General features: G+C 71.4%; 17 protein-coding genes. 8 read left to right on the top strand and 9 right to left on the bottom strand.

Features of this window, described 5'->3' with window-relative positions:
* The gene (locus SM447_RS17285; protein WP_474573835.1) at window positions 1–1224 is read right to left on the bottom strand and encodes a MalY/PatB family protein; all 1224 of its coding nucleotides are present in this window, start codon (window positions 1222–1224) and stop codon (window positions 1–3) included.
* Between the two features lie 78 nt (window positions 1225–1302).
* Here SM447_RS17285 and SM447_RS17280 point away from each other — a divergent pair, with 78 nt between their 5' ends.
* Complete coding sequence (locus SM447_RS17280; protein ID WP_474573834.1) at window positions 1303–1851, top strand: hypothetical protein; 549 nt, start codon at window positions 1303–1305, stop codon at window positions 1849–1851.
* A gap of 239 nt (window positions 1852–2090) precedes the next feature.
* On the opposite strand, the gene SM447_RS17275 is transcribed toward SM447_RS17280, so the two are convergent.
* A complete protein-coding gene (locus SM447_RS17275) occupies window positions 2091–2816 on the bottom strand; it encodes an HD domain-containing protein (protein WP_474573833.1) in 726 nt (241 codons plus the stop codon).
* 229 nt (window positions 2817–3045) lie between these two features.
* On the opposite strand from SM447_RS17275, the gene SM447_RS17270 reads away from it, so the two are divergent.
* Entirely contained in the window at window positions 3046–4122 is a 1077-nt protein-coding gene (locus tag SM447_RS17270; protein ID WP_474573832.1) for a DUF559 domain-containing protein, read from the top strand.
* 343 nt (window positions 4123–4465) lie between these two features.
* Here the strand turns inward: SM447_RS17270 and SM447_RS17265 are convergent, their stop codons facing one another.
* From SM447_RS17265 to SM447_RS17235, 7 genes are all read right to left on the bottom strand, one after another.
* Window positions 4466–6037: a pectate lyase family protein gene (locus SM447_RS17265; protein ID WP_474573831.1), complete on the bottom strand. Its 1572-nt coding sequence runs from the start codon at window positions 6035–6037 to the stop codon at window positions 4466–4468.
* A 92-nt stretch (window positions 6038–6129) separates the two neighbouring features.
* Entirely contained in the window at window positions 6130–7506 is a 1377-nt protein-coding gene (locus SM447_RS17260; RefSeq protein ID WP_474573830.1) for a pectate lyase family protein, read from the bottom strand.
* A 217-nt stretch (window positions 7507–7723) separates the two neighbouring features.
* Entirely contained in the window at window positions 7724–8878 is a 1155-nt protein-coding gene (locus SM447_RS17255; RefSeq protein ID WP_474573829.1) for a Gfo/Idh/MocA family protein, read from the bottom strand.
* A 65-nt stretch (window positions 8879–8943) separates the two neighbouring features.
* Window positions 8944–10434 (bottom strand): mannitol dehydrogenase family protein, encoded by a 1491-nt coding sequence (locus SM447_RS17250; RefSeq protein WP_474573828.1) that lies wholly within the window; start codon window positions 10432–10434, stop codon window positions 8944–8946.
* Window positions 10425–11726: an enolase C-terminal domain-like protein gene (locus SM447_RS17245; protein ID WP_474573827.1), complete on the bottom strand. Its 1302-nt coding sequence runs from the start codon at window positions 11724–11726 to the stop codon at window positions 10425–10427. The genes SM447_RS17250 and SM447_RS17245 overlap by 10 nt, the downstream gene beginning before the upstream one ends.
* Entirely contained in the window at window positions 11723–13150 is a 1428-nt protein-coding gene (uxaC, locus tag SM447_RS17240) for a glucuronate isomerase (protein WP_474573826.1), read from the bottom strand. Before uxaC ends, SM447_RS17245 begins: the two co-directional genes overlap by 4 nt.
* Before the next feature lie 23 nt (window positions 13151–13173).
* Window positions 13174–14502, bottom strand: a complete 1329-nt coding sequence (locus SM447_RS17235; RefSeq protein WP_474573825.1) for a Gfo/Idh/MocA family protein — start codon at window positions 14500–14502, stop codon at window positions 13174–13176.
* Between the two features lie 236 nt (window positions 14503–14738).
* Between SM447_RS17235 and SM447_RS17230 the strand changes: the two genes are divergently transcribed.
* Genes SM447_RS17230 through SM447_RS17205 form a run of 6 tightly spaced genes read left to right on the top strand, consistent with a single transcriptional unit; the run spans window position 14739 to window position 20618 of the window.
* Window positions 14739–15869: a LacI family DNA-binding transcriptional regulator gene (locus tag SM447_RS17230; RefSeq protein ID WP_474573824.1), complete on the top strand. Its 1131-nt coding sequence runs from the start codon at window positions 14739–14741 to the stop codon at window positions 15867–15869.
* Window positions 15870–15888: 19 nt separating this feature from the next.
* Window positions 15889–17229, top strand: a complete 1341-nt coding sequence (locus SM447_RS17225; protein ID WP_474573823.1) for an ABC transporter substrate-binding protein — start codon at window positions 15889–15891, stop codon at window positions 17227–17229.
* A gap of 30 nt (window positions 17230–17259) precedes the next feature.
* Entirely contained in the window at window positions 17260–18243 is a 984-nt protein-coding gene (locus SM447_RS17220; RefSeq protein WP_474573822.1) for a carbohydrate ABC transporter permease, read from the top strand.
* Window positions 18243–19127, top strand: coding sequence for a carbohydrate ABC transporter permease (locus tag SM447_RS17215; RefSeq protein ID WP_474573821.1), 885 nt, complete (start codon window positions 18243–18245; stop codon window positions 19125–19127). Before SM447_RS17220 ends, SM447_RS17215 begins: the two co-directional genes overlap by 1 nt.
* Window positions 19111–19734, top strand: a complete 624-nt coding sequence (locus tag SM447_RS17210; RefSeq protein ID WP_474573820.1) for a hypothetical protein — start codon at window positions 19111–19113, stop codon at window positions 19732–19734. Before SM447_RS17215 ends, SM447_RS17210 begins: the two co-directional genes overlap by 17 nt.
* A complete protein-coding gene (locus SM447_RS17205) occupies window positions 19731–20618 on the top strand; it encodes a DUF6807 domain-containing protein (RefSeq protein ID WP_474573819.1) in 888 nt (295 codons plus the stop codon). Before SM447_RS17210 ends, SM447_RS17205 begins: the two co-directional genes overlap by 4 nt.
* The last annotated feature ends 85 nt before the right edge of the window (window positions 20619–20703 follow it).

The following is a 20703-nucleotide window of genomic DNA, read 5'->3' as shown; positions in this document are numbered from 1 at the left end:
TCAGCCTCCCGGCCGGCTCGCCGCAGCCCGGTGCTCGGTGACGGCGCGGCCCATCCGGGTCACCGCCTCGGTCAGGATGGCCGGCGAGGTGGCGAAGTTCAGCCGTACGAAGCCGGCACCGCCGGTACCGAAGACGTGCCCGGAGCTGAGGGCGACCCGCGCCCGGTCGAGGAACATTCCCGCCGGACCGCCAAGGTCGGTCACCACGCCCGGCTCGTCGCCGGCCGGTCCGCTGTCGATACCCAGCGCGGTGCAGTCCAGCCAGGCCAGGCAGGTGGCCTCCGGCCGGTGGAACCGGATGGTCGGGAGGTGTCGCGCCAGCAGCGTTCCCAGCAGCTCACGGTTCTCGTCGAGACCGTCGAGCAGGCGGTCCAGCCATTCCCCGCCGCCGCGCAGGGCGGCGGTGTGCGCGATGACGCCCAGATGGCTCGGCCCGTGGCTGACCTCTTCGGGTATCCGCCGCAGGTCGGCCACCGCCCGCGGCCCCGCGACCACCAGCGCCGCCTTCAACCCGGCCAGGTTCCACGCCTTCGAGGCGGACAGGACGGCGAAGGCGTCCTCGGCGCCGCGCACGGTGAGATACGGGGTGAAGCGGGCTCCGGGCAGTACGAGTGGGGCGTGGATCTCGTCGGACACCACCCGCACCCCGTGCCGGTCGGCGAGGTCGGCGACCGCTTCGAGTTCGTCGCGGCGGTGGACGACACCCGTCGGGTTGTGCGGGTTGCTCATCAGGAAGACCGCCCGCCGGCCACCGGCGCGCGCCCGACGGAACGCCTCGTCCAACGCCGACAGGTCCATCCGTCGGTCCGCCCCGAGCGGCGCCTCGATGACCCGCCGACCGTCATGGCTGACGAAGGCGTAGAACGGGGCGTAGACCGGTGCGCAGACCACGACCGCGTCACCGGGAGCGGTCAGCAGTCGGATCACCTCGACGACGCCGTGCATCACGTCCGGCGCCAGGGTGGTGCGCTCGACCGCCAGATCGGACCAGCCCCACCGCTCGGCCGCGAAGGCACCCAACGCCTCGGCGTACGCCGTGCCGTAGGCGTATCCGGTGTCGCCGCGCTCGACCGCGTCGTGCAGCGCCTCGACCACCGACGCCGCCAACGGCACGTCCATCTCGGCCACCCACAGGGGCAGCACGTCCTCGGGGTACAGGCGCCACTTGACGCTGGTGCGTTGCCGCAGCTCGGCCAGTGACAGCTGGGCCAGCGGATTATCCATCTTCAGGATCGTATCCACGGCACGTCCCCTGTCGACGGGGTGGACGGCGCTTGCCGGTGGTTGCCAGGCTGTGCGGTCATGGACGGCATCGCTGCGCAGCTACCAGCACTCCTCGGCGTGCTCGTCGGCACCATCGGCACGATCGTCGCCACCTCGCTGGCCGACCGGTCACGGTGGCGACGCAACCAGACGGTGCGCTGGGACGAGCGACGGCTCGACGCGTACGCCGAGTTCGCCCGGGTGCTCAAGGAGGCACACACCATCGCCAGCCGGCTGATCGGCGGCCACCTCGACCGGGACGCCGAACTCGCCGCGCTCGCGGAGGCCGACTTCCGGCACACGCTGGCCTGGGAGAACGTGCTGCTGCTCGGCGACGAGCCGACCGTGGTCGCGGCTCGCGCGTGGCGGGACACGGTCTGGGAGATCGAACGCGTGGCGCGGGGCGGGCAGGCCGACGCCGACCAGCCCACGTTGCTGCACCGGGCCAACGAGGCACGGGACGAGTTCTACCGGGCCGCCCGTGGTGGGCTCGGCGTCGGCGGCGGATCGGTGGCCCAGGCCGAACTCCTGGTAAGCAGGCTCAGTCCCAGCCCCGGCGCGCACACCGGAGTCCCGGCTGAGCGGTGACAGGACGCCGTTGGGTGGGGGCTGGTGGGAATGGGCGGTGCTGCCCAGGTGGGTTGGCGGCGTCACTCAAGCAAGGTGCGCGCTGTCGAGCTGATGGCACGGACGAATCAGCGGCGGGCCGGGATCGGGGCGTCGCCGGGGTGGCGTGCGCCGTCTCGCCGCGGTGGTGTGCGGGGCGTTGCTGGGCGGTGCGCGGCATCGCTGGGGTGGCGTGTGCGGCTTCGGTCGTTCGGTGTGGTTCAGGCGGGGTGGGCGGGTTGGTCGAGGATGGCGCTGAAGCGCTGCTCGGCCAGGTCGAGCTGGTCCAGGATGTGCCGCTTGACCGGCTCGGACAGGGGAGTGTCGGCCCGGGTGACGAGGTCGCGGTACACCGGCACGAGCGGGCGGTACTTGCGGGCCGACGACTCGACCTTCGGGCCGACTGAATGGATCACCCCGACGCCGTTGTCGGTGAAGTCGGAGACCTTGATGACCCGGGCCCAGGGCTCCCGTTCGAGGCTGGCGGCGACATGCTCCCGGTACTGCTCGTTCCGGTCCCGCCCGGGATCCCACGCCGGGTTGGTGACCGCAGCGACCAGCCGCGCCACCCGTGCCCCGAACCGCTCGGCCAGCACCGCCAACGCCGCGTCGGCGTCAGCGGCATTCCCATCGCCGGCCAGCTCGGCCGGGTGGTCCTCGACGGCGTCGTGCAGCAGCCCGGCGACGATCACGTCGACATCGCGTACCTGGTAGTGGTGCATCATCCGGATCGCCACCCGGAGCAGATGATTGACGTACGGCTCCCGCGACCGCCGATCATCGCGATGCAGCCACGCGGCCAGCTCCAACGCCTCCCCGAGCCGGCGCCGCTCCGCATCGTCGTATCCCTCGACCTCCAGCCGGAACCGCTCCCGCAGCCCGGCCTCGCCGTGCATCTCGGTGATCGCGTGCATCGGCATCGTGGCCAGGTACGGCGGCAACTCCATCCGTCCCTTATATCGGATCACCCCACCCAGCGTGTGTCTCCCGATCCGTGGCAGTTCCGGTGCTCGACACGCCGGCTCCGGCCGACATTTACTGACACAGATCAGGGGTAGCCCGTTCTCCGTAGCGAATCCGGCCGCGAGGCGTGGGTTTTCCACAGTGGGGTGGCTGTCCACAGGTAAGCGCGTGGGCGGTTGCGGGCCCACGGGGTAGGGCGGCACGGTCGATCGCGTGAACGGGGTGCTTCGGGAGCTGGTGGCGCGGGGCGGCGGGCTGGTGAGCCGGGCGTCCGTCGAGCAGGTGGTGCCCCGGTGGGTTCTCCAACAAGCGTGTGGCGCCGGCGACCTGGTGCGGGTCCTGCCGGGCGTGTTCGTGGCGGCGCAGCTGCTGACTCACCGGACGGACGACGCTCCCGCGCTCAACCGACTCGACCCGTCCGTGGCACGCCGCGCGGCGTGCGCCTGGGTACGGGGCCGGGCGGCGTTCAGCCACCTCACCGCGCTCGACCTGTGGGGCCTACGCCGACAGGCGACCGGTGAGCCGCTGCACCTGAGCGCGCCGCTCGGCGGTGGCCTGCGCGGCCAGCCCGGTGCCCGAGTGCACCGACGGCGGGACTTCACCCTCGAACCGCCGCAGGTGGTGGTACGCCGGGGCCTTCCGATGACCCGCGTCGAGCGGACCCTAGTCGACTCCTGGCAGCTGCTGCCACCCGATGAACGGCGGGCACCGGTGATCAGAGCGGTGAATGACCGCCTCACCACACCTGAGCGGCTGGCGTCGGCCCTGCGGGGTGCGCCGAGGCTGCCGGACCGGGCAGCCCTAGGGTCGCTACTGACCAGGCTGGCCGATGGCTGCCGCAGCCCGCTGGAGATCTGGGGGCACGAGCACGTCTTCACCGGCCCCGGAATGCCGGCGTTCCGACGGCAGGCGCGGATCACCATCGGGCGCCGCACCATGTACCTCGACCTCTTCGCCGAGCAGGAACGGGTCAACATCGAACTCGACGGGGCGACGTCCCACGGCGACCCTCGTCAACGTGAGATCGACCTGCGCAGGGACGCGCTACTTGCGACCGTCGGCATCCTGGTGGTCCGCTTCGCCCACCGCCGCCTGACTCACGAGCCCCACGACGTACGGCGGGAGACCCTGGCCATCCTCGCGACCCGCCGGCCCTCGACGGCCCGCGCGGCAGGCGGTGTCGGGTTGACCGTCGACGGCCGCCGGAGTCTCGGAGGTGGCGTGCCACCAGCCGCCCGACCAGCCGTCGGGGGCTCCGGGGCGCGGCAAAGGCCGGTGAGCCGGACGTAGATCTCACGTTTGGCGGTGGCGTCGCCGCCCGCTCTGCCCGCCGCAGCCCCAATCGGCGGTACGACGACAGAGCAGCTTTGTGGGCCGGGGCGGGCACGCGCACCCGTCCCGACCAGGGGGATGAGCCGAACTCGTTGCCACGCGAGGACCCGCCCGAACCGGCGGGATGACTACCTGCTCGCCACCGTGCCTATCGCGTGCCCCCTTTGCTCTGCTTCAACCCACGCATCGGTTCCGGGGTCAACCCGTTGCGTCGGTTGACGCAGAGCAAAGGGGAGACAGGAGTGCAGTGGTGGGAGCCGTCGATGTCCGGCGGCTCCCGCCCTCTGTCCGTGCTGGTGTGTCAGCTGGCGTACGTTTCGAACTCGGCGACCCTCGGCGTGCCGGTCGAGCTGGTGATGTCGAAGGTGATCTTGCGCAGGGACGTTCTGGTGAAGGTGATGACGCCCGCGCCGGTGCCGGTGGCCAGGACCGCGCCGGTGTCGTGGTTGAGTACCCGCCAGTTGCGGATGTTGCCGACCGCGCCGGACGCCTCGCGGATGTTGATCCTGGACACGGCGGTGGCGGTGTCCCACTTGATCGAGATCTGGCCGGTCGCGCCGCTCGGTGACCAGGCGGTGTTCATGTTGCCGTCGCGCACGTCGCCGTAGCTGGTGCCGCTGGCCTTGCTGGAGCCGTCGGAGCCGGCACCGATGCTCAGGTTGGTGCCGCTGGGCTGGCTCGGGGTCGGCGTGGGGTTGCTGGTCGGGGGCGGGGTGGTGTTGGTCGGTCGCGGGGTCGGGCTGGTCGGTCCGGCGGTCGGGCTCTGCGGCGTGCAGCTGCCGTTCGACGTGCGGATGCCCTTGTTAGCGCCGGCGGTCTGGCTGACGACGCTCGGCACGCAGCTCGCCGGGTCGAGGCTGTACGGGTACGGGATGCTGACGCTGGTGTTGGACGTCGGGTTCGGGCCGGCCGGGTTGTTGTCGCCGCTGCGGCTGGACCAGGTCACGTTGTCGAAGGTGTTGCCGCTGACCTGCCAGTAGCCGGCCTGGTTGGTGTAGAAGGTGCCCAGCACGTCCTTGGAGTTCTGGAAGTAGTTGTTGTCCACCTTGGCGCGCGCCCCGGCCCGGGAGTTGATGCCGGACTCGCGGATGTTCACGTAGTGGTTGTTGTAGATGTGCGCGGTGCCGCCGCGCAGCAGGGGAGCGCGGGAGTCGAGGTTCTGGAACAGGTTGTGGTGGAAGGTGATGAAGTCGTTGCTGAGGTCGCTCTCGCTGGACCCGATCAGGCCACCCCGGCCGGAGTTGCGCAGGATGCTGTAGGACAGCGTCACGTACTGGGTGTTGTTCTTCATGTCGAACAGGCCGTCGAAGCCCTCCGACTCGCCGCCGGAGGCCTCCAGCGTGACGTGGTCGACCCAGACGTTGCGGACGGTCGCCTCCATGCCGATGGCGTCACCGCCGTTGGAGGTGGGCGAGCCGGACTTCTTGACGTTGCGGACGGTCACGTTCTGGATGACGATGTTGCTGGCCTCGCGGATGTGGATGCCGATCTGGTCGAAGACAGCGCCGTTGCCGACCCCGAGGATCGTGACGTTGCTGATCTGCTTGAGTTCGATCACGTCGGCGGCGGTGTTGCAGCTGGAACCCGACACCTTGGTGGTGTTGCCGTGGTTGATGGTTCCCTCGACCTGGATGATGATCGGGGTGCTGCTGCTGGCCCGGTTGCAGAGGGCGGCGTGGATCTGGGTTCCGGTGGTGGCGCGTACGGTCTGCCCGCCGGTACCCCCGGTGGTGCCGCCGTTGCGGGTCGCGAAGCCGGTGGCGCTGCCGACCGCGGCCGACGCCTGCGGCGTCGTCAGGGCCACGCAGACCGCGGCTCCCATGGCGGTGGCGGCCAGCCCCGCGAGGAGTCGAAGTGCGACTGGTCGTCTCATCCTCGTCTCACCTTCCTTGGTGGTGGTGGTGTAAGGAAGGGCCCCCTCTTAACGTCTGAGGTAGAGCAGGGGCCCCTTGTTAACAGCCGGGGTTACCGCGGCAGCCGGTCGGCGCCGGCCAACGGGCCGACGACCAGCGGCACCAGCGGGGCCGGCAGCACCGGGCCGTGCCGCAGCGTCGGCGTCCAGCCGGCGTCCGGGTTCAGGTCGGGATCGTGTACGGCGTTGTACGCGGCAACCAGGTCCACCGGGCGGGCCGGGCCGCCGGCCGGGTCGACCCAGTTGCCCCGGGTGGTGATCGCGGTGCCGCCCCAGTCGTAGAGCACGTCGGCGGCGCTGGTACCGGCGCCGAGGGTGAAGTGGTTGTTCTCGGCGTACACGGCGGACTGGACGCCGACGCCGATGGCGTACTCGAAGCCGTCGCCGCCGAGCCGGTAGGCGTTGTTGTAGACGTCGACCTGACCGAAACGGACCCGCGGCAGCCGTTGCAGCGATCCGTCGAACAGGTTGTGGTGCAGGGTGACCTTGAGCCGGTCGACGTCCGGGCCGACCGTGTTGGACGAGCCGATCAGCATCACCTTGTCCCGCCCGTCGAAACGGTTCCAGGAGGCGGTGACCAGGCTGGCGGTGTGGGTGATGTCGAGCGCGCCGTCGTGCACCTGGTACGGCCGTCCGAAGTGGATCGGCTGGGCGCTGTCGGGGTTGTCGCCGTCGGTGAAGGTGTTGCGGTCGATCCAGACGTTCTCACTGCGGCGGATCGAGAGCAGGTCGTACTGCGAGTTCCAGTTGCCGGTGTCGCCGTCGGTGGGGGACCAGGCGGGGAAGCAGTCCCGGGCGTCGTCGAAGGTGATGTTGCGGACGATGACGTTGGAGACCCGGTCGATCATCAGGGTGAGGCCGGTCAGCCGCGCACCGCCGAGCCCGACGATGGTGGTGTTCGAGCCGACGTTGATCTGGGTCTGCCGGGTCTGGTTGGTCACCGACCTTGCCCGCGCCTCCTCCAGCGGCCCGCTCGGCGCCACCCGACCCCACACCGCCGGGTCGTACGCGGCCAGGTAGGCCTCCAGCGTGTACCCGGGATCGGCCAGGTCGGTGCAGTCGAGCAGTCGACCGTCGGCGTCCTCGAAACCGTCGATGCTGCCCCTGACGTACACGATCTTCGGGGTGGCGTTCGTGGCGTTGGTGGCGTTGTCGCCGCCCAGCGCGGCGACCAGTTCCGCCCGGCTGCCGACCACGTGCACCTGGTCGGCCGTGGCGGCGGCGCCTCCGGTGGTGCCAGCCCCGGCGGCGGCCCAGCCGTCACCGGCCGGCAGGACCTGCCGGCCGAGCTGTCGGGCCAGCGCTGGGAGGTCGCCCCGCTGCGCGTGCGAACCCGAGGACGCGCCCGGGTCGTCCGAGGGTCGGGCCGCGGCGGGGGCGCCCGTCAACGTGAGAATGATCGATGCCGCGGCGGCGGCGATTCTGCGCATCGGCTCGTACCGTTTCCTTCGTCGGTGTTTCGTATTTATGGCGAAGGTTACGGTTGCGCTTTTATGAACGTCAATATATGTGACGTGCAGCTTTGTTGCAGTAAATGTTTTCGAGTGGCATCGCCCCGACGTCATTTCGTCGGGAAGTCGCTGTTCGGCGCGTTGTCCGTCGATTCCGTGTGGATCGGGGATTTGCAGTTTGTTGCGGCGACGCCTCCTATTCTTGCCCGATCGGATCGGTTCGCCAAGGGGCGACCGCCCAGGGCACCCCGAGTTCTGACGGAAGTCGACCCTGCTCGGCCACCAGACGTAGCACCTCGTTGACGCCCCGTACCCGCAGCACCCGCTGCGGACCGGCGCCGACGGTCTCCACCAGGGCACCGTCCAGCAGCGTCGGCTCGGGGGCCGCCTGGAGGGCGGTCAGCACGGCGGTGAACGGGGCGGTTCGGGCCAGCGGCGCGATCAGCGGCACCCGCGGATCGGCCCGATGGGCCAGCAGGTTCTCCAGCAACCCGCGCCGCCCGGGCACCTCGCGGGCGGTGGCGTCGCCGGGGAGCAGCAGCCGGTCGGTCGGGTACTCCAGCACCGCCCGCCCACCGTCGCCGGTGACGATCACCTCGCCGGCGATGAAATCCTCACCGGCGAGGGTCACCGCGGCGACGATCGGCGGCCCGTGACGCGGCCGTACCCGCAACACGGCGGTGTCGTCCACCTCGATCGGCCGCACCCGGTAGCGCTCCACCTCGATGCTTGCCGGCTCCGCCGGTGCGCCACCCACGGCCTCGGCGACCGCCAGGCACTGCATCACCGCGTGTGCCAGGGGATTGGCCAGCGCGCCGTCGAGCACCGGCCGTCCGTCGAGCAGTCGGCGTCCGGCCCAGGGCGCGCGGGCGTAGTAGGCGTCCGGGCGTTGCCAGGCGGCCACCGTGGCGATGCGGTCCACCGCACCCACCCGGCCGGCCAGCACCGCGTCGGTCAGCGCGGTCAGCGCCGCCGAGCCGAGCGCCTGGAACCCGACCTGCGCCACCCGGCCGGTGGTGGCCAGCGCCCCGGCCAGCTCCTCGTGTTCGGTGGTGGACAGCACCGGCGGCTTCTCCAACAGCACGTCCGCACCGGCGGTCACCGCGTCCCGGGCGATCCGCAGATGGGTGTGCGGCGGGGTGCAGATGACCACCACGTCCGGTACGACGTCGGCCAGCATCGCGCGGTGGTCGGTGAACACCGGCACGCCGGCCGGCACCGGCGCCGCTGGTTCCGGCTCGATGGGCCGGGTGTCGACCAGGGCGACCAGGCGTACCCGGCCGGCGTCGTGCAGCGGGCTGATCACCCGTCGGTGCCAGCGCCCGTGCCCGTTCGCCCCGACCAGCGCCACGCGCGGAACGTTAAGAGGGGCCCCTTCCTCTACCGCAGGCGTTAACAAGGTGCCCTTCCTTACCGTCACAGCGCACCGGCCAGGGTGGCGGGCACACCGTGGCGGTGCAGGTCGGTGAGCCAGGCCACCACGTCCGCGCGGACCTGGGCGTCGGCGGCCACCTCGGGCGGGACGACCTCGTCGAGGCCGAGCACCGCGTCCACCGCCCCGGACGGGGTCTGCGGCGCGGCGGTCAGGGCCGCGCGGATCCGTTCCGCCAACGGGTCGTCCAGCGGCAGGGTACGGCCGTCGTCGGCGGTGCCCTGGGCGAAGCGGATCCAGGCGGCCACGACGAGCGCCGCCCAACGGGCCGGACGGCCGGCCCCGCGCAGGTCGGCGATCGTGTGCAGGATGCGCTGCGGCAGCTTCTGCGACCCGTCCATCGCCACCTGGAGCGTGCGGTGCCGGATCGCCGGATTGCCGAAACGCTCCAGCACCTGCTCGCCGTAGCCGACCACGTCGATCCCGTCGGGCGGGGCGAAGCTGGCCGCCACGTCCTCGGCGATCAACCGGCGCAGCACGGTGGCCAGGTGCGGCAGCGCGAGGGCGTCGGCGATCGTCTCGCAACCGGCCAGCGCACCGAGGTACGCGGTCGCCGAGTGCACCCCGTTGAGGGCGCGCAGCTTGAGCCGTTCCCACGGCCCCGCGTCCGCGCAGAGCACCGCCCCGGCCCGGTCCCACGCGGGTCGGCCGCCGGGAAAGTCGTCCTCGATGACCCACTGGGTGTACGGCTCGGCCGCCACCGCCGCGAGATCCTCGACGCCGAGTGCCCGGCGGGCGGCGGCCAGGGTCTCCGGGGTACTGGCCGGGACGATGCGGTCCACCATGGTGCCGGGGAAACCGACCTGCTCCTCGACCCAGTCGAGTGCCGGACGCGGGGTGCCCGCGTACGCCAGGGACTGGGTCACCAGGCCGCGTAGCCGGCGGCCGTTGGCGGGCAGGTTGTCGCAGCTGACCAGGGCGATCGGCCCGGCGTCGGCGGCGGCCCGGGCGAGCAGCCCGCGGACCAGCAGCCCCGGCACGGTGGCCGGCGGTCGGTCGATGGTGAGGTCGGCGACCAGGTCGGCGTCGGGGCGCAGCGTTCCGCCGGCCGGGTCCAGCTGGTACGCCTTCTCCGTCACGGTCAGGGTGACCACCCGGATCGCCGGGTCGGCCAGCAGGGCCACCACCGCCTGCGGGTCGGCGGCGGCCAACCGCACCCCGGCCAGCGCACCGACCACCCGGGTGCGTCGGTCGGCGGCGGAGAGCGTGCTCACGCTGAAGAGGTTGTCCTGGGCGGCCAGTGCCGCCACCAGCGCCGCGTTGCGGGGCGCCACGCCGACGATGCCCCAGTCGCCGCCGGCCAGGCCGATCGCCTGCTCGGTGTAGACCGCCTGGTGGGCGCGGTGGAAGGCGCCGAGCCCGAGGTGCACCACGCCCGCCGGCACGGTGCCCGGGCGGACCATTGGGCGGGCGTCGGCGGGCAGCCGGCGCACCACGCCCAGCCCGAGCCGGGACGCGTCCACGGTCACCGCCACGCCGGGCCGTCCGGGAAGCGGAAGGTCGCGATCGACTCCGGGTGCATGGTGGCGCTGTAACCGGGCGCGGTCGGCAGCAGGTAGCGCCCGTCGCGGGTGCGTACCGGGTCGACGAAGTGCTCGTGCAGGTGGTCGACGTACTCCACCATCCGTCCCTCCAGACTCGTGCCCACCCGCAGGTAGTCGAAGATCGCCAGGTGCTGCACGTACTCGCAGAGGCCGACGCCGCCGGCGTGCGGGCAGATCGGCACCCCGAACTTCGCCGCCATCAGGATCTCGGCGAGCACCTCGTTGACCCCGCCGACCCGGCAGGCGTCGATCTGCATCACGCCGATCGCTTCGGCCTGGAGCAGCTGCTTGAAGATGACCTTGTTGGCGGCCACCTCGCCGGTGGCGACCCGGCACCGCCCGCCGGTCAGCTCGCCCATCGCGCGGGCGATCCGGGCGTGGCCGAGGATGTCGTCGGCGTGCGTCGGCTCCTCGATCCAGTACGGGTCGACCTCGGCCAGCGCCGTCATGTTGGTGATCGCCTCGTCGACGTCCCAGACCTGGTTCGCGTCCATCATCAGCAGCGCGTCCGGCCCGATCTCCGACCGGATGATCCGGGCCCGCCGCAGGTCGTCGGCGGGCGGGCCACCGACCTTCATCTTCATCGCCCGCCAGCCCTGCTCGTACGCGGCACGGGTCAGCGCGCGGACCTTGTCGTCGGGGTAGCCGAGCCAGCCCACCGAGGTGGTGTACGAGGGGAAGCCGTCGCGCTCCAGCCCGGCCAGCCGGTCGGCGAGCCCGTCGCGGCCCTTGTCCAGGATGGCGGCGGCCTCGTCCGGCGTGAGCGCGTCGGTGATGTGCTTGAAGTCGACGTTGGCCACCAGCTCGTCGGTGGGCAGCTCGGCCAGGTAGCGCCACATCGGCTTGCCGGACAGCTTGGCCTTCAGGTCCCACACGGCGTTGACCAGCGCACCGGTGGCCATGTGGATGACCCCCTTCTCCGGGCCCAGCCAGCGCAGCTGCACGTCGGCGGCGAGTGACCGCCAGAAAACCACCGGGTCGGCGTCGAGCTCCGCCACGGTCCGGCCCACCACGTGGTGCCGCAGCGCCTGGACAGCGGCACAGGTGATCTCGTTGCCCCGGCCGTTGGTGAAGGTGAATCCGGCGCCGGTCGGGCCGCCGTCGGTGCCCAGCTCCACGTAGGTGGCCGAGTAGTCGCCGCGGTTGATCGCGTCGGAGCCATCGCCGCTGGCGGCGGTGGGAAACCGTACGTCGTGCACGGTGACCTCGGTGATTCTGGTCATGCCCTCTCCCCGAACTTGAAGACCTGCTTCGGCAGCCGGTACGCCAGGTCGACGATGGTCTCGGCGGCCTCGTCCATCGGCAACCGGTGCTCGGCGACCAGCCGGGCCAGGAAGCCGGCGTCGACGCGACGGGCCACGTCGTGGCGGACCGGGATGGAGCAGAACGCCCGGGTGTCGTCGACGAACCCGGCGGTGTTGTAGAAGCCGGCGGTCTCGGTGACCGCCTCCCGGAAACGGCGCAGCACCTCGGGGGAGTCCAGGAACCACCAGGGCGCGCCGAGCAGCAGGGCGGCGTACCCGCCCGCCAGTGGCGCCAGCTCCCGGGTGAAGGTGTCCTCGTCGAGGGTGTAGAGCACCACCCGCAGCCGCGGGTCGTTGCCGTAGGCATCCAGCAGCGGGGCGAGGGCGTGCACGTACTCGGTGACCTGCGGGATGTCACCACCCACGTCGCGGCCGTGCCGGGCGTACAGCCACCGGTTGTGGTTGCGTACCGCGCCCGGGTGCAGCTGCATGACCAGGCCGTCGTCGAGCGACATCCGGGCGAACTCCAACAGCATGTGCGCCCGGAACGCCTCGGCGTCGCCCGGCTCGGCCGCGCCCCGGCGGGCCCGGTCGAACAGCGTCGCCGCGTCCGCACCGAGGTCGAGGGTGCGGGCGGTGGGGTGGCCGTGGTCGGAGGAGGTGGCCCCGGCGGCGATGAAGGCGGCCCGGCGCGCGCGCAGCGCGGCCAGATAGCCGGCGTACGTGCCGGTGTCCTCCCCGGTGATCTCGCCGAGCCGGTCGACGTTGCCCGACCAGTCCTCGAAGTCCAGGTCCACCACGTTGTCCGGGCGGAAAGTGGTGACCACCCGCCCGCCCGGACCACCCCAGCCGTCGGCGGCGAGCTTGGCGTGCCGGCCCAGGTCGTCCAAGGGGGACTCGGTGGTGGCGAGCACCTCGATGTTGAACCGCTCGAACAGTGCCCGGGGCCGGAAGTCGGACTCGGCGAGCCGGGCCGCGAGGGCGTCGTACACCTCGTCGGCGGTGTCCGGCGTGAGCCGGGTGCCGACGCCGAACACCTCGGTGAAGGTCTGCTCCAGCCACAACCGCGAGGGGGTGCCCCGGAACAGGTGCCAGCGGTCGGCGAAGCGACGCCAGATCCTCCGCCCGTCGGTCTCCACCGGGCTGCCGTCACGGCTGGGCACGCCCAGCTCGCCGGGGGAGACGCCCTGGCTGAGCAGCATCCGGGTCACGTAGTGGTCGGGCACGATGAGCAGTTGCGACGGGTCGGGGAACGGCTGGTCCTCGGCCAGCAGCGCCGGGTCGACGTGCCCGTGCGGGGAGATGATGGGCAGCTGCGCCACCAGCGCGTACAGCTCCCGGGCCAGTGCGCGTTGGCCCGGCTCGGCGGGGAGGAGCAGGTCGGGTCTGGTCGAGGTGGGCACGGGGAGCGGCTCCTGTGGTCGAGTCAGTCGAGGCTGAGCAGGTCGGCGACCCGGACGGGGGCGCCGGTGTCGAAGGACCGGTTGGCGGCCAGGCCGGTGAGCAGGGCCAGCGCGCCGTCGCGGGCGGTCGCCGCGCGGTGCAGCGGATCGGGTACGCCGCCGAACAGCACCTGGGTCATCCGAGCGTCCGCCCCGCCGTGCCCGTGCCGGGTGTACCCATCGACCTCGATGCGTTGCGGTGGCGACCAGAAGGGGCGCAGGGTCAGCGTGGCCGCGCCGCCCTCGTCGGCGGCCTGGTCGCCGTGCAGGGCGGCGCCCTTCAGTGCGCCGGCGGCGGCCGGGCTGACGAACTCGCTCTCGGTGACCTCCAGTTCGAGGCGGCCCCGGCTGCCGTTGACCATCACCCGGTAACCCTCCCAGGGCGCGTACGCGGTGAGGTGGTAGGTCATGGTCGCCCCGGTGGAGTAGGTGGCCAGCACCGCCATGTCGTCCTCGATGCTCACCCCGGGAGCGAAGACGTTGCGGTCGCGGTGGTAGCCGTCCTCGGCCTCGGCGTCGAGGTACAGCTCGCGCAGCCGGGGATGCTCGGCAAGGCGCAACGCGAACGGGTCGTCCTCGGCGGCCGGCGCGGCGTGCGCCCGGTCGTAGTCGCGGGCGTAGCCGTGTCGACGACCGGCGTCGCCGTAGAAGAACAGCCGCCCGGCCGCGTACACCTGCACCGGCGTGGCGTCCAGCCACCAGTTGACCAGGTCGAAGTGGTGGCTGGCCTTGTGCACCATCAGCCCGCCGGAGCTGGCCTTGTCGCGGTGCCAGCGGCGGAAGTAGTCGGCGCCGTGGCGCACGTCGAGCAACCACTCGAAGTGCACCGAGCCGATCTCGCCGACCGCGCCGTCGGCCAGCAGCCGGCGCAGCTGCTCGTGCAGCGGGTTGTAGCGGTAGTTGAAGGCCACGGTCACCCGCCGACCGGTGCGCCGTACCGCGTCGAGGATGCGCTGGCAGCGCGGCGCGTCGGTGGTCATCGGTTTCTCGGTGACCACGTCGCAGCCGGCCTCCAGGGCGGCCACCACGTACTCGTCGTGGGTGACGTCGACCGAGGTCACCAGCACCACGTCGACGCGCTCCTTGGCGAGCATCGTGGTGAAGTCGGCCGCGTGGTACGTCGGCACGGGCCGGTGACCCAGCTCGCCGAGCCACCGGTTGTGGGCGTCCATCCGGGCCTGGTTGACGTCGGCGAACGCCACCAGTTCGGCGGTGTCGGCGTGGTCGCGCACCAGCGCCCGGACGAACATCTCGGCGCGGGCGCCGGTGCCGACCACGGCGTGCCGGGCCCGTCCTCCGGATTGGGGTGACACGAACCGATGCTCCTCGATCTCTCTGCAAACCTTTGCATTGAAGTAATCACGATCGATTGCCCCGAGTCAACGACGGCCCGGAAATCGGCGGCTTTTGCCCCGGCTTCGAGGCATTGAGGTGCATGGAGAGCCGACTCCTGAAACACAGCCGCAACCATCGGCCGTTGACACTGGAGCAACCGTTTGCATTAATTGGCGACACCGTGACCGCCGACACATCGATGAAGGGGGCCTGAATGCCAGTCACCATCCGGGACGTCGCACGGGCCTCCGGGGTGCACATCTCCACGGTGTCCCGCACCTTCTCCGCACCCCACCTGGTCAATCCCGAGACCCGGGTACGCGTGCTCGCCTGCGCCGAGGATCTGGGCTACCGGCCCAACCGCGCCGCCCGCGCACTCATCACCGGCCGCACCCACAACATCGGGCTGATCATCGCCGACATCGCCAACCCCTTCTTCCCGCCGCTGATCAAGGCGGCGGAGAGCCAGGCCCGCCACCGCGACTACCACGTCTTCGTGGCCGACACCAACGAGGACGCCGCCGTCGAGGAGGAGCTGGTCCACGCGCTGGCCAAGCAGGTCGACGGGGTGCTGCTGTGCAGCCCTCGGATGAGCAACAGCCTGATCGAGCAGCTCAGCCGGGAGGTGCCCCTGGTGGTGGTGAACCGGCAGCTGGCCGGGCTGCCCTGCGTACTGATGGACGTGGGGCAGGGCGCCCGCTCGGCCATCGAGCATCTCGCCGGGCTGGGCCACCGGGAGATCGCGCTGCTCGGCGGGCCGCGCGGCTCGTGGACCAGCCGGGAGATCCGGCGGGCCGCCAGCGCCGCCGCCCGGACCGCGGGCGCCGACCTGACGGTGCTCGGTCCCAACCCGCCCACCGAGGCCGGCGGTCTCGCCCAGGCGGAGCAGGTGCGCCGGGCCGGCGTCACCGCCGTGCTCGCCTACAACGACCTGATGGCGATCGGCCTGCTCGAAGGGCTCGACGCACTAGGGGTCCGGGTGCCGCAGGAGATCAGTGTCGTCGGGGTCGACGACATCTCCCTGAGCCGGCTCACCCGTCCCCGGCTGACGACGGTGGCCACGCCTACCGCGGCCGCCGGCCGGACGGCCGTCGACATGTTGCTGCAACAGGACACCGACGTCCCGCGCACCGCGCGGGGCAGCGGTGCCGCCGTGGCTGTCGGCGTCCGTCGCACCACCGCACAGGTAATGCTCCAGACCGAGTTGGTCATCCGCGACTCCACCGGACCGGGCCCCTACGCCGGCCGGGAACGTCCCGGAGCCGCTGCCGCTGGCCCGGGCCCGCATCGCCGTGCGGACCCGGGCAACCCGATCGTGGCCGCCGGTGACGTCGTCGCCTCCTAACGCCAAGGAGTGAGCGCACATGCACCCCGCAACGCACCCCACCGCCGACGCGCCCGACGGGCGCACCTACCGTACCCCCCTGCTGCGCCGCCGGCTGCTGCGCGGCCTGCTCGCCGCGGTCGTGGCCCTGCCGATGGTCGGCGCCGCGGCGGCCTGCGGCGACGACGCCGCGTCCGACGGCAAGACCAAGATCTCGATCTTCTGGTGGGGTGGCGACGCCCGGGCCCAGCTCACCGAGCAGGCGCTGGACCTGTACACCCGGAAGAACCCCGACGTCACCTTCGAGAAGACCTGGCAGGCCAACCAGGGCTACTTCGACAAGCTGGCCACCCTCACCGCGGGCGGCAACCCGCCGGACATCTTCCAGATCGACGACAACTTCCTCGCCGAGTACGCGGCCCGCAACACCACCCTGGACCTCAAGCCGTACCAGGACTCCGGTGACCTCGACACCACCAAGTTCCCGCCCAGCCTGCTCCAGTACGGGGTGGTCGACGGCAAGCTCGCCGGCCTGGCCGCCGGGGAGAACACCCAGGGCCTGGTCTACAACAAGACGCTGCTGGACAAGAACGGGCTGCCCGAGCCGACCACCGGGATGAGCTGGGAGGAGCACATCGCCTGGGCCGAGCAGGTCAGCAAGAAGGCCGGCGTACCCGGCACCCAGGACCCCAGCGCCGACTACAAGGCGTTCTGGGTCTGGCTGCGCCAGCAGGGCAAGGACCTCTACTCCGGCAGTGAACTCGGATTCACCGCCGAGGACGTGACCAGGTGGTTCGAGCTGTGGAAGGGTGCCCGGGACCGGGGGGCCACCCCCACGCCGGACGTCATCCACGAGGGCAACGCCACCGACATCACCAAGCAGCTCGTGGTGACCGGTAAGGCCGGCACCAGCTGGGTCTGGGTCAACCAGATGCCCGAGTTGAAAAAGAACACCGCCGACGAGCTGGGCGTCATCGCCTACCCGGGCGACCCCAGCGCGCAGTGGGCCCGAGCCTCGATGTACTGGTCGGTGTTCCGGGGCAGCAAGAACGCCGACATCGCGGTCGACGTGATCAATTTCCTGGCGAACGACCCGGAGGCGGTCAAGCTGCTCGGCACCGACCGTGGCCTGCCGTCCAACATGGACCTGCGTCGGGTGGTCAGCGACGACACCACCGACGAGGCGATGAAGCAGTCCATCGCCGTCGAGACCGAGCTGGCCGAGAAGTTCGGCGAGTCGCCCCAGGTGCCGATCAAGGGTCACAGCAAGGTCCGCGCCGAGCTGATCAAGGCCGCCGAGAACGCGCAGTACGGCCGGGCCACCCCCGCCGAGGCCGCCGCCCAGTTCATCGAGGCCTGCAAGGCGGCAATCGCCTCCTGACCCGCCGCACCACCCGGAGAGGAGCAGTTCGTGGCCTTGACCACGGCGCCCGACCCGACCCGACGCGGCACCGGATCCGTCCGGCCCGACGCCAGCCGGCGCGGGACCGGACGGATCCGGCACGGGGAAGGTCTGGCCGGATACGTATTCCTGTCGCCCTGGCTCATCGGTCTGATGGGCATCACGGCGATACCCATGCTGTTGTCGCTCTACCTCAGCTTCACCAACTACGACATCCTCACGCCGTGGTCCGAGGTGGAGTGGGTCGGGCTGGCCAACTACGAACGGATGTTCACCAGCGACCCCTCGTGGTGGCACTCGGTACGGGTCACGCTCAGCTTCGCCCTGATCGCCGTACCGCTGAAGCTGGCCGCGGCGCTCGGGGTGGCTCTCCTGCTCAACCGGGCCTGGCGCGGAGTCGGGCTGTTCCGTGGCCTGTTCTACCTGCCGTCGCTGCTCGGCGGCAGCGTGGCCCTGGCCATCGTCTGGGTCAACATGTTCAACCGGGAGGGCGCGTTCAACTCGTTCCTCGCCCTCTTCGGCATTCAGGGTAAACCCTGGGTCAACGACCCCGACTGGGCGCTCGAGACGCTGATGGTGCTGGCCATCTGGCAGTTCGGCGCGCCAATGGTGATCTTCCTGGCCGGGCTCAAGCAGGTGCCGACCGAGCTGTACGAGGCGGCCTCGGTCGACGGGGCCGGCAGGTTCCGGCAGTTCGTGAACGTGACCCTGCCGATGCTCTCCCCGGTGATCTTCTTCAACCTGGTGCTGGAGACGATCAACGGCTTCCAGGGCTTCACCGCCGCGTTCGTGCTCAGCAACGGCACCGGCGGGCCGGTCGACTCGACCCTGATGTACACGCTCAACCTCTACATCACCGGCTTCACCGACCTGGAGATGGGCTACGCCTCGGCAATGGCCTGGGTGTTCCTGATCGCCATCGCGATCATCACGGTGATCTTCTTCAGCACCGGGCGGTTCTGGGTGCACTACTCCGACGGGGAGGACCGCTGATGGTGGCGAGCACCGTGGCCCCGCCCGTGGCGACCCGGCCGCAACGTCCGCGCAGCCGCTCCTGGCTGCGACTGATCGTGCTGCTGGGCATCGTCGCGGTCGTGCTCTACCCGCTGATCTGGATGATCGGCACCTCGTTCAAGTCGCAGGAGGAGATCGTCAACAACATCGGTCTGCTGCCGCGGACGTTCACCCCCGGCAACTACACCGACGGGTGGGGCAACTTCGACGTCAGCTTCGGCCGGTTCTTCCTCAACAGCGCCATGGTCAGCCTGCTCACCGTGCTCGGCAACGGCGTGAGCTGCCTGCTGGCCGCGTACGCCTTCGCGCGGTTGAAGTTCCGGCTGCGCGGGCTGTGGTTCGCCGTCATGATCGGCACCCTGCTGCTGCCGGGCCACGTGCTGATCGTGCCGCAGTACATCCTCTTCCGTACCCTCGGCCTGGTCGGCGGGGAGTGGCCGTACCTGCCGCTGCTGATTCCGCAGTTCCTGGCCACGGAGGCGTTCTTCGTCTTCCTGATGGTGCAGTTCATGCGCGGCATCCCACGCGAGCTGGACGAGGCGGCGCGGATCGACGGCGCGAACGCCTTCGGCATCTTCCGGCACGTGATCCTGCCGCTGAGCCGGCCCGCGCTGGTCACCACCGCGATCTTCTCGTTCATCTGGACCTGGAACGACTTCTTCCGGCAACTTGTCTTCCTGTCCAACCTGAGCGACTACACGGTTCCGGTGGCGCTGACCCTGTTCATCGACTCGACCAGCCAGAGCGCCGTCGGGCCGATGTTCGCCATGGCGGTGTTGTCCCTGCTGCCGGTATTCCTGTTCTTCGTGGCCTTCCAGCGGATGCTCGTCGAGGGGATCAACACCAGTGGACTCAAGGGCTGACGAACCGGGCGAACCGCGCCGCGACTGGCGCGACACCGTCCGCGACGGTGCCGACCTGGCGTTGCTGGGCATCCTGACCGTGCTCGCCTCGGCGCCGGTGCTGACCGCCGGGGCCGCGGTCGGCACCGCCAGCGCGGCCGTGCACGACTGGCTCACCACCGGCAGTTGGCCACCCGCTCGCCGTACGCTGTCCCGCTTCGGCCGGGCCCTGCTGCCGGGCGTGCCGGCGGTCCTGCTCGGGCTGGCCGCGACCGGGCTGCTCGTCGCCGACCTGGCCGCGTTGGCCACCGGCCGGGTGCCGGGCGGTACGGTGGCGCTGATTCTCACCACCGTCGTCGGGTCGGCCCTGCTCGGCTACGCCGCCGCGATCGTGGTCGAGGTGGGGCGTACCGGCGGCACCGGGTGGCGGTCGGCGGTCACCCGCGCCGCCCGCGCCTGCCTCGACCACCCGGCGAACTGGGCCGCGCTGGCCGGCACCACCCTGGTCACGGCCCTGCTGGGCGTGCTGGTCACCCCGGTGGCGGTGCCGATCCTCGTCGGGTACGCGCTGGCCGCCGTGCACGCCGTCGCCCGCCGCCGGCCGGTCACCCGCGTGGAGCTGTCGTGACCGCCGGGACCGATCCTGCCGTTCCAGCCGCTGCCGCCGCGCAGGTCTCCGACGAGGAACTGCTCGTCGCGGGCACGCCGGTCGCCCGGTACGTGCTCGATCCCGACCTGGACGTCCGGCACGGGCCCCGGCCGTACCTGCACCCGGTCCGCACCCTGGCCGGCACCGTGGTCACCGACGCGCTCCCCGCCGACCACGTCTGGCATCTCGGAGCGTCCCTGGCGGTGCAGGACGTCGACGGCACCAACCTGTGGGGCGGGCGGACGTACGTGCGGGACACCGGGTACACCTGGCGCGCCGATCACGGCCGCATCGTGCACACCGGCTGGGAGCACCGGTCGGCCGAGCGGCTCGACCACCGGTTGCACTGGTGCGACCCGTCCGGCGAGGTGCTGCTCACCGAGCGACGCGCGCTGGCCGCCTCGGCGGTACCCGGGCACGGCGGTGTGTGGCGGCTGGAGGTGAGCAGCACGCTCACCGCTCCCGCCGACCGGGACATCGTGCTGGGCAGCCCGGCCACCAACGGTCGCCCCGGCGGAGCCGGCTACGGCGGGTTCTTCTGGCGGGCGGTGGCCGCCGAGCCACCCGAGGTCTTCACCGCTCGGCTGGCCGGCGAGGAGCAGGTCAACGGGTGCGCGGAACCGTGGGTGGCGATGCGGGCGCGGGCACCGGAGGGCGGGGCGTACACCCTGGTCTTCACTGGTCTCGGCGCGGGGGACCGGTGGTTCGTGCGGACCACGATGTACCCGGGGGTCTGCGTGGCCTTCGCCTTCGAGCAGACCCTGACCATTCCGGCCGGAGCGAGCCGGACGGGCCACTACGGTGTGCTGGTCGCCGACGGCCTGCTCGACCAGCGCACCGCGGCCGCTCTCGCCGGTCACTGACCACCGAGCGCCGGTCGCCAGATGCGGCCTGTCGGGGTTTCCCGCGCTCGGGACGCCGCGAGACGCCGCATCTCGGAAGCGCCGA

The organism is Micromonospora aridisoli, assembly GCF_056150025.1.
Note: the sequence above shows the minus strand (reverse complement) of the source record. Positions and strands in the feature narration are given on the sequence as shown.

What these genes read in the sequence shown, in the direction of transcription:
- SM447_RS17285 (WP_474573835.1), bottom strand. Translation starts at nt 1,224, where the DNA reads ATGGATAATCCGCTGGCCCAGCTGTCACTGGCCGAGCTGCGGCAACGC.
- SM447_RS17280 (WP_474573834.1), top strand. Translation starts at nt 1,303, where the DNA reads ATGGACGGCATCGCTGCGCAGCTACCAGCACTCCTCGGCGTGCTCGTC.
- SM447_RS17275 (WP_474573833.1), bottom strand. Translation starts at nt 2,816, where the DNA reads ATGGAGTTGCCGCCGTACCTGGCCACGATGCCGATGCACGCGATCACC.
- SM447_RS17265 (WP_474573831.1), bottom strand. Translation starts at nt 6,037, where the DNA reads ATGAGACGACCAGTCGCACTTCGACTCCTCGCGGGGCTGGCCGCCACC.
- SM447_RS17260 (WP_474573830.1), bottom strand. Translation starts at nt 7,506, where the DNA reads ATGCGCAGAATCGCCGCCGCCGCGGCATCGATCATTCTCACGTTGACG.
- SM447_RS17245 (WP_474573827.1), bottom strand. Translation starts at nt 11,726, where the DNA reads ATGACCAGAATCACCGAGGTCACCGTGCACGACGTACGGTTTCCCACC.
- SM447_RS17230 (WP_474573824.1), top strand. Translation starts at nt 14,739, where the DNA reads ATGCCAGTCACCATCCGGGACGTCGCACGGGCCTCCGGGGTGCACATC.
- SM447_RS17225 (WP_474573823.1), top strand. Translation starts at nt 15,889, where the DNA reads ATGCACCCCGCAACGCACCCCACCGCCGACGCGCCCGACGGGCGCACC.
- SM447_RS17215 (WP_474573821.1), top strand. Translation starts at nt 18,243, where the DNA reads ATGGTGGCGAGCACCGTGGCCCCGCCCGTGGCGACCCGGCCGCAACGT.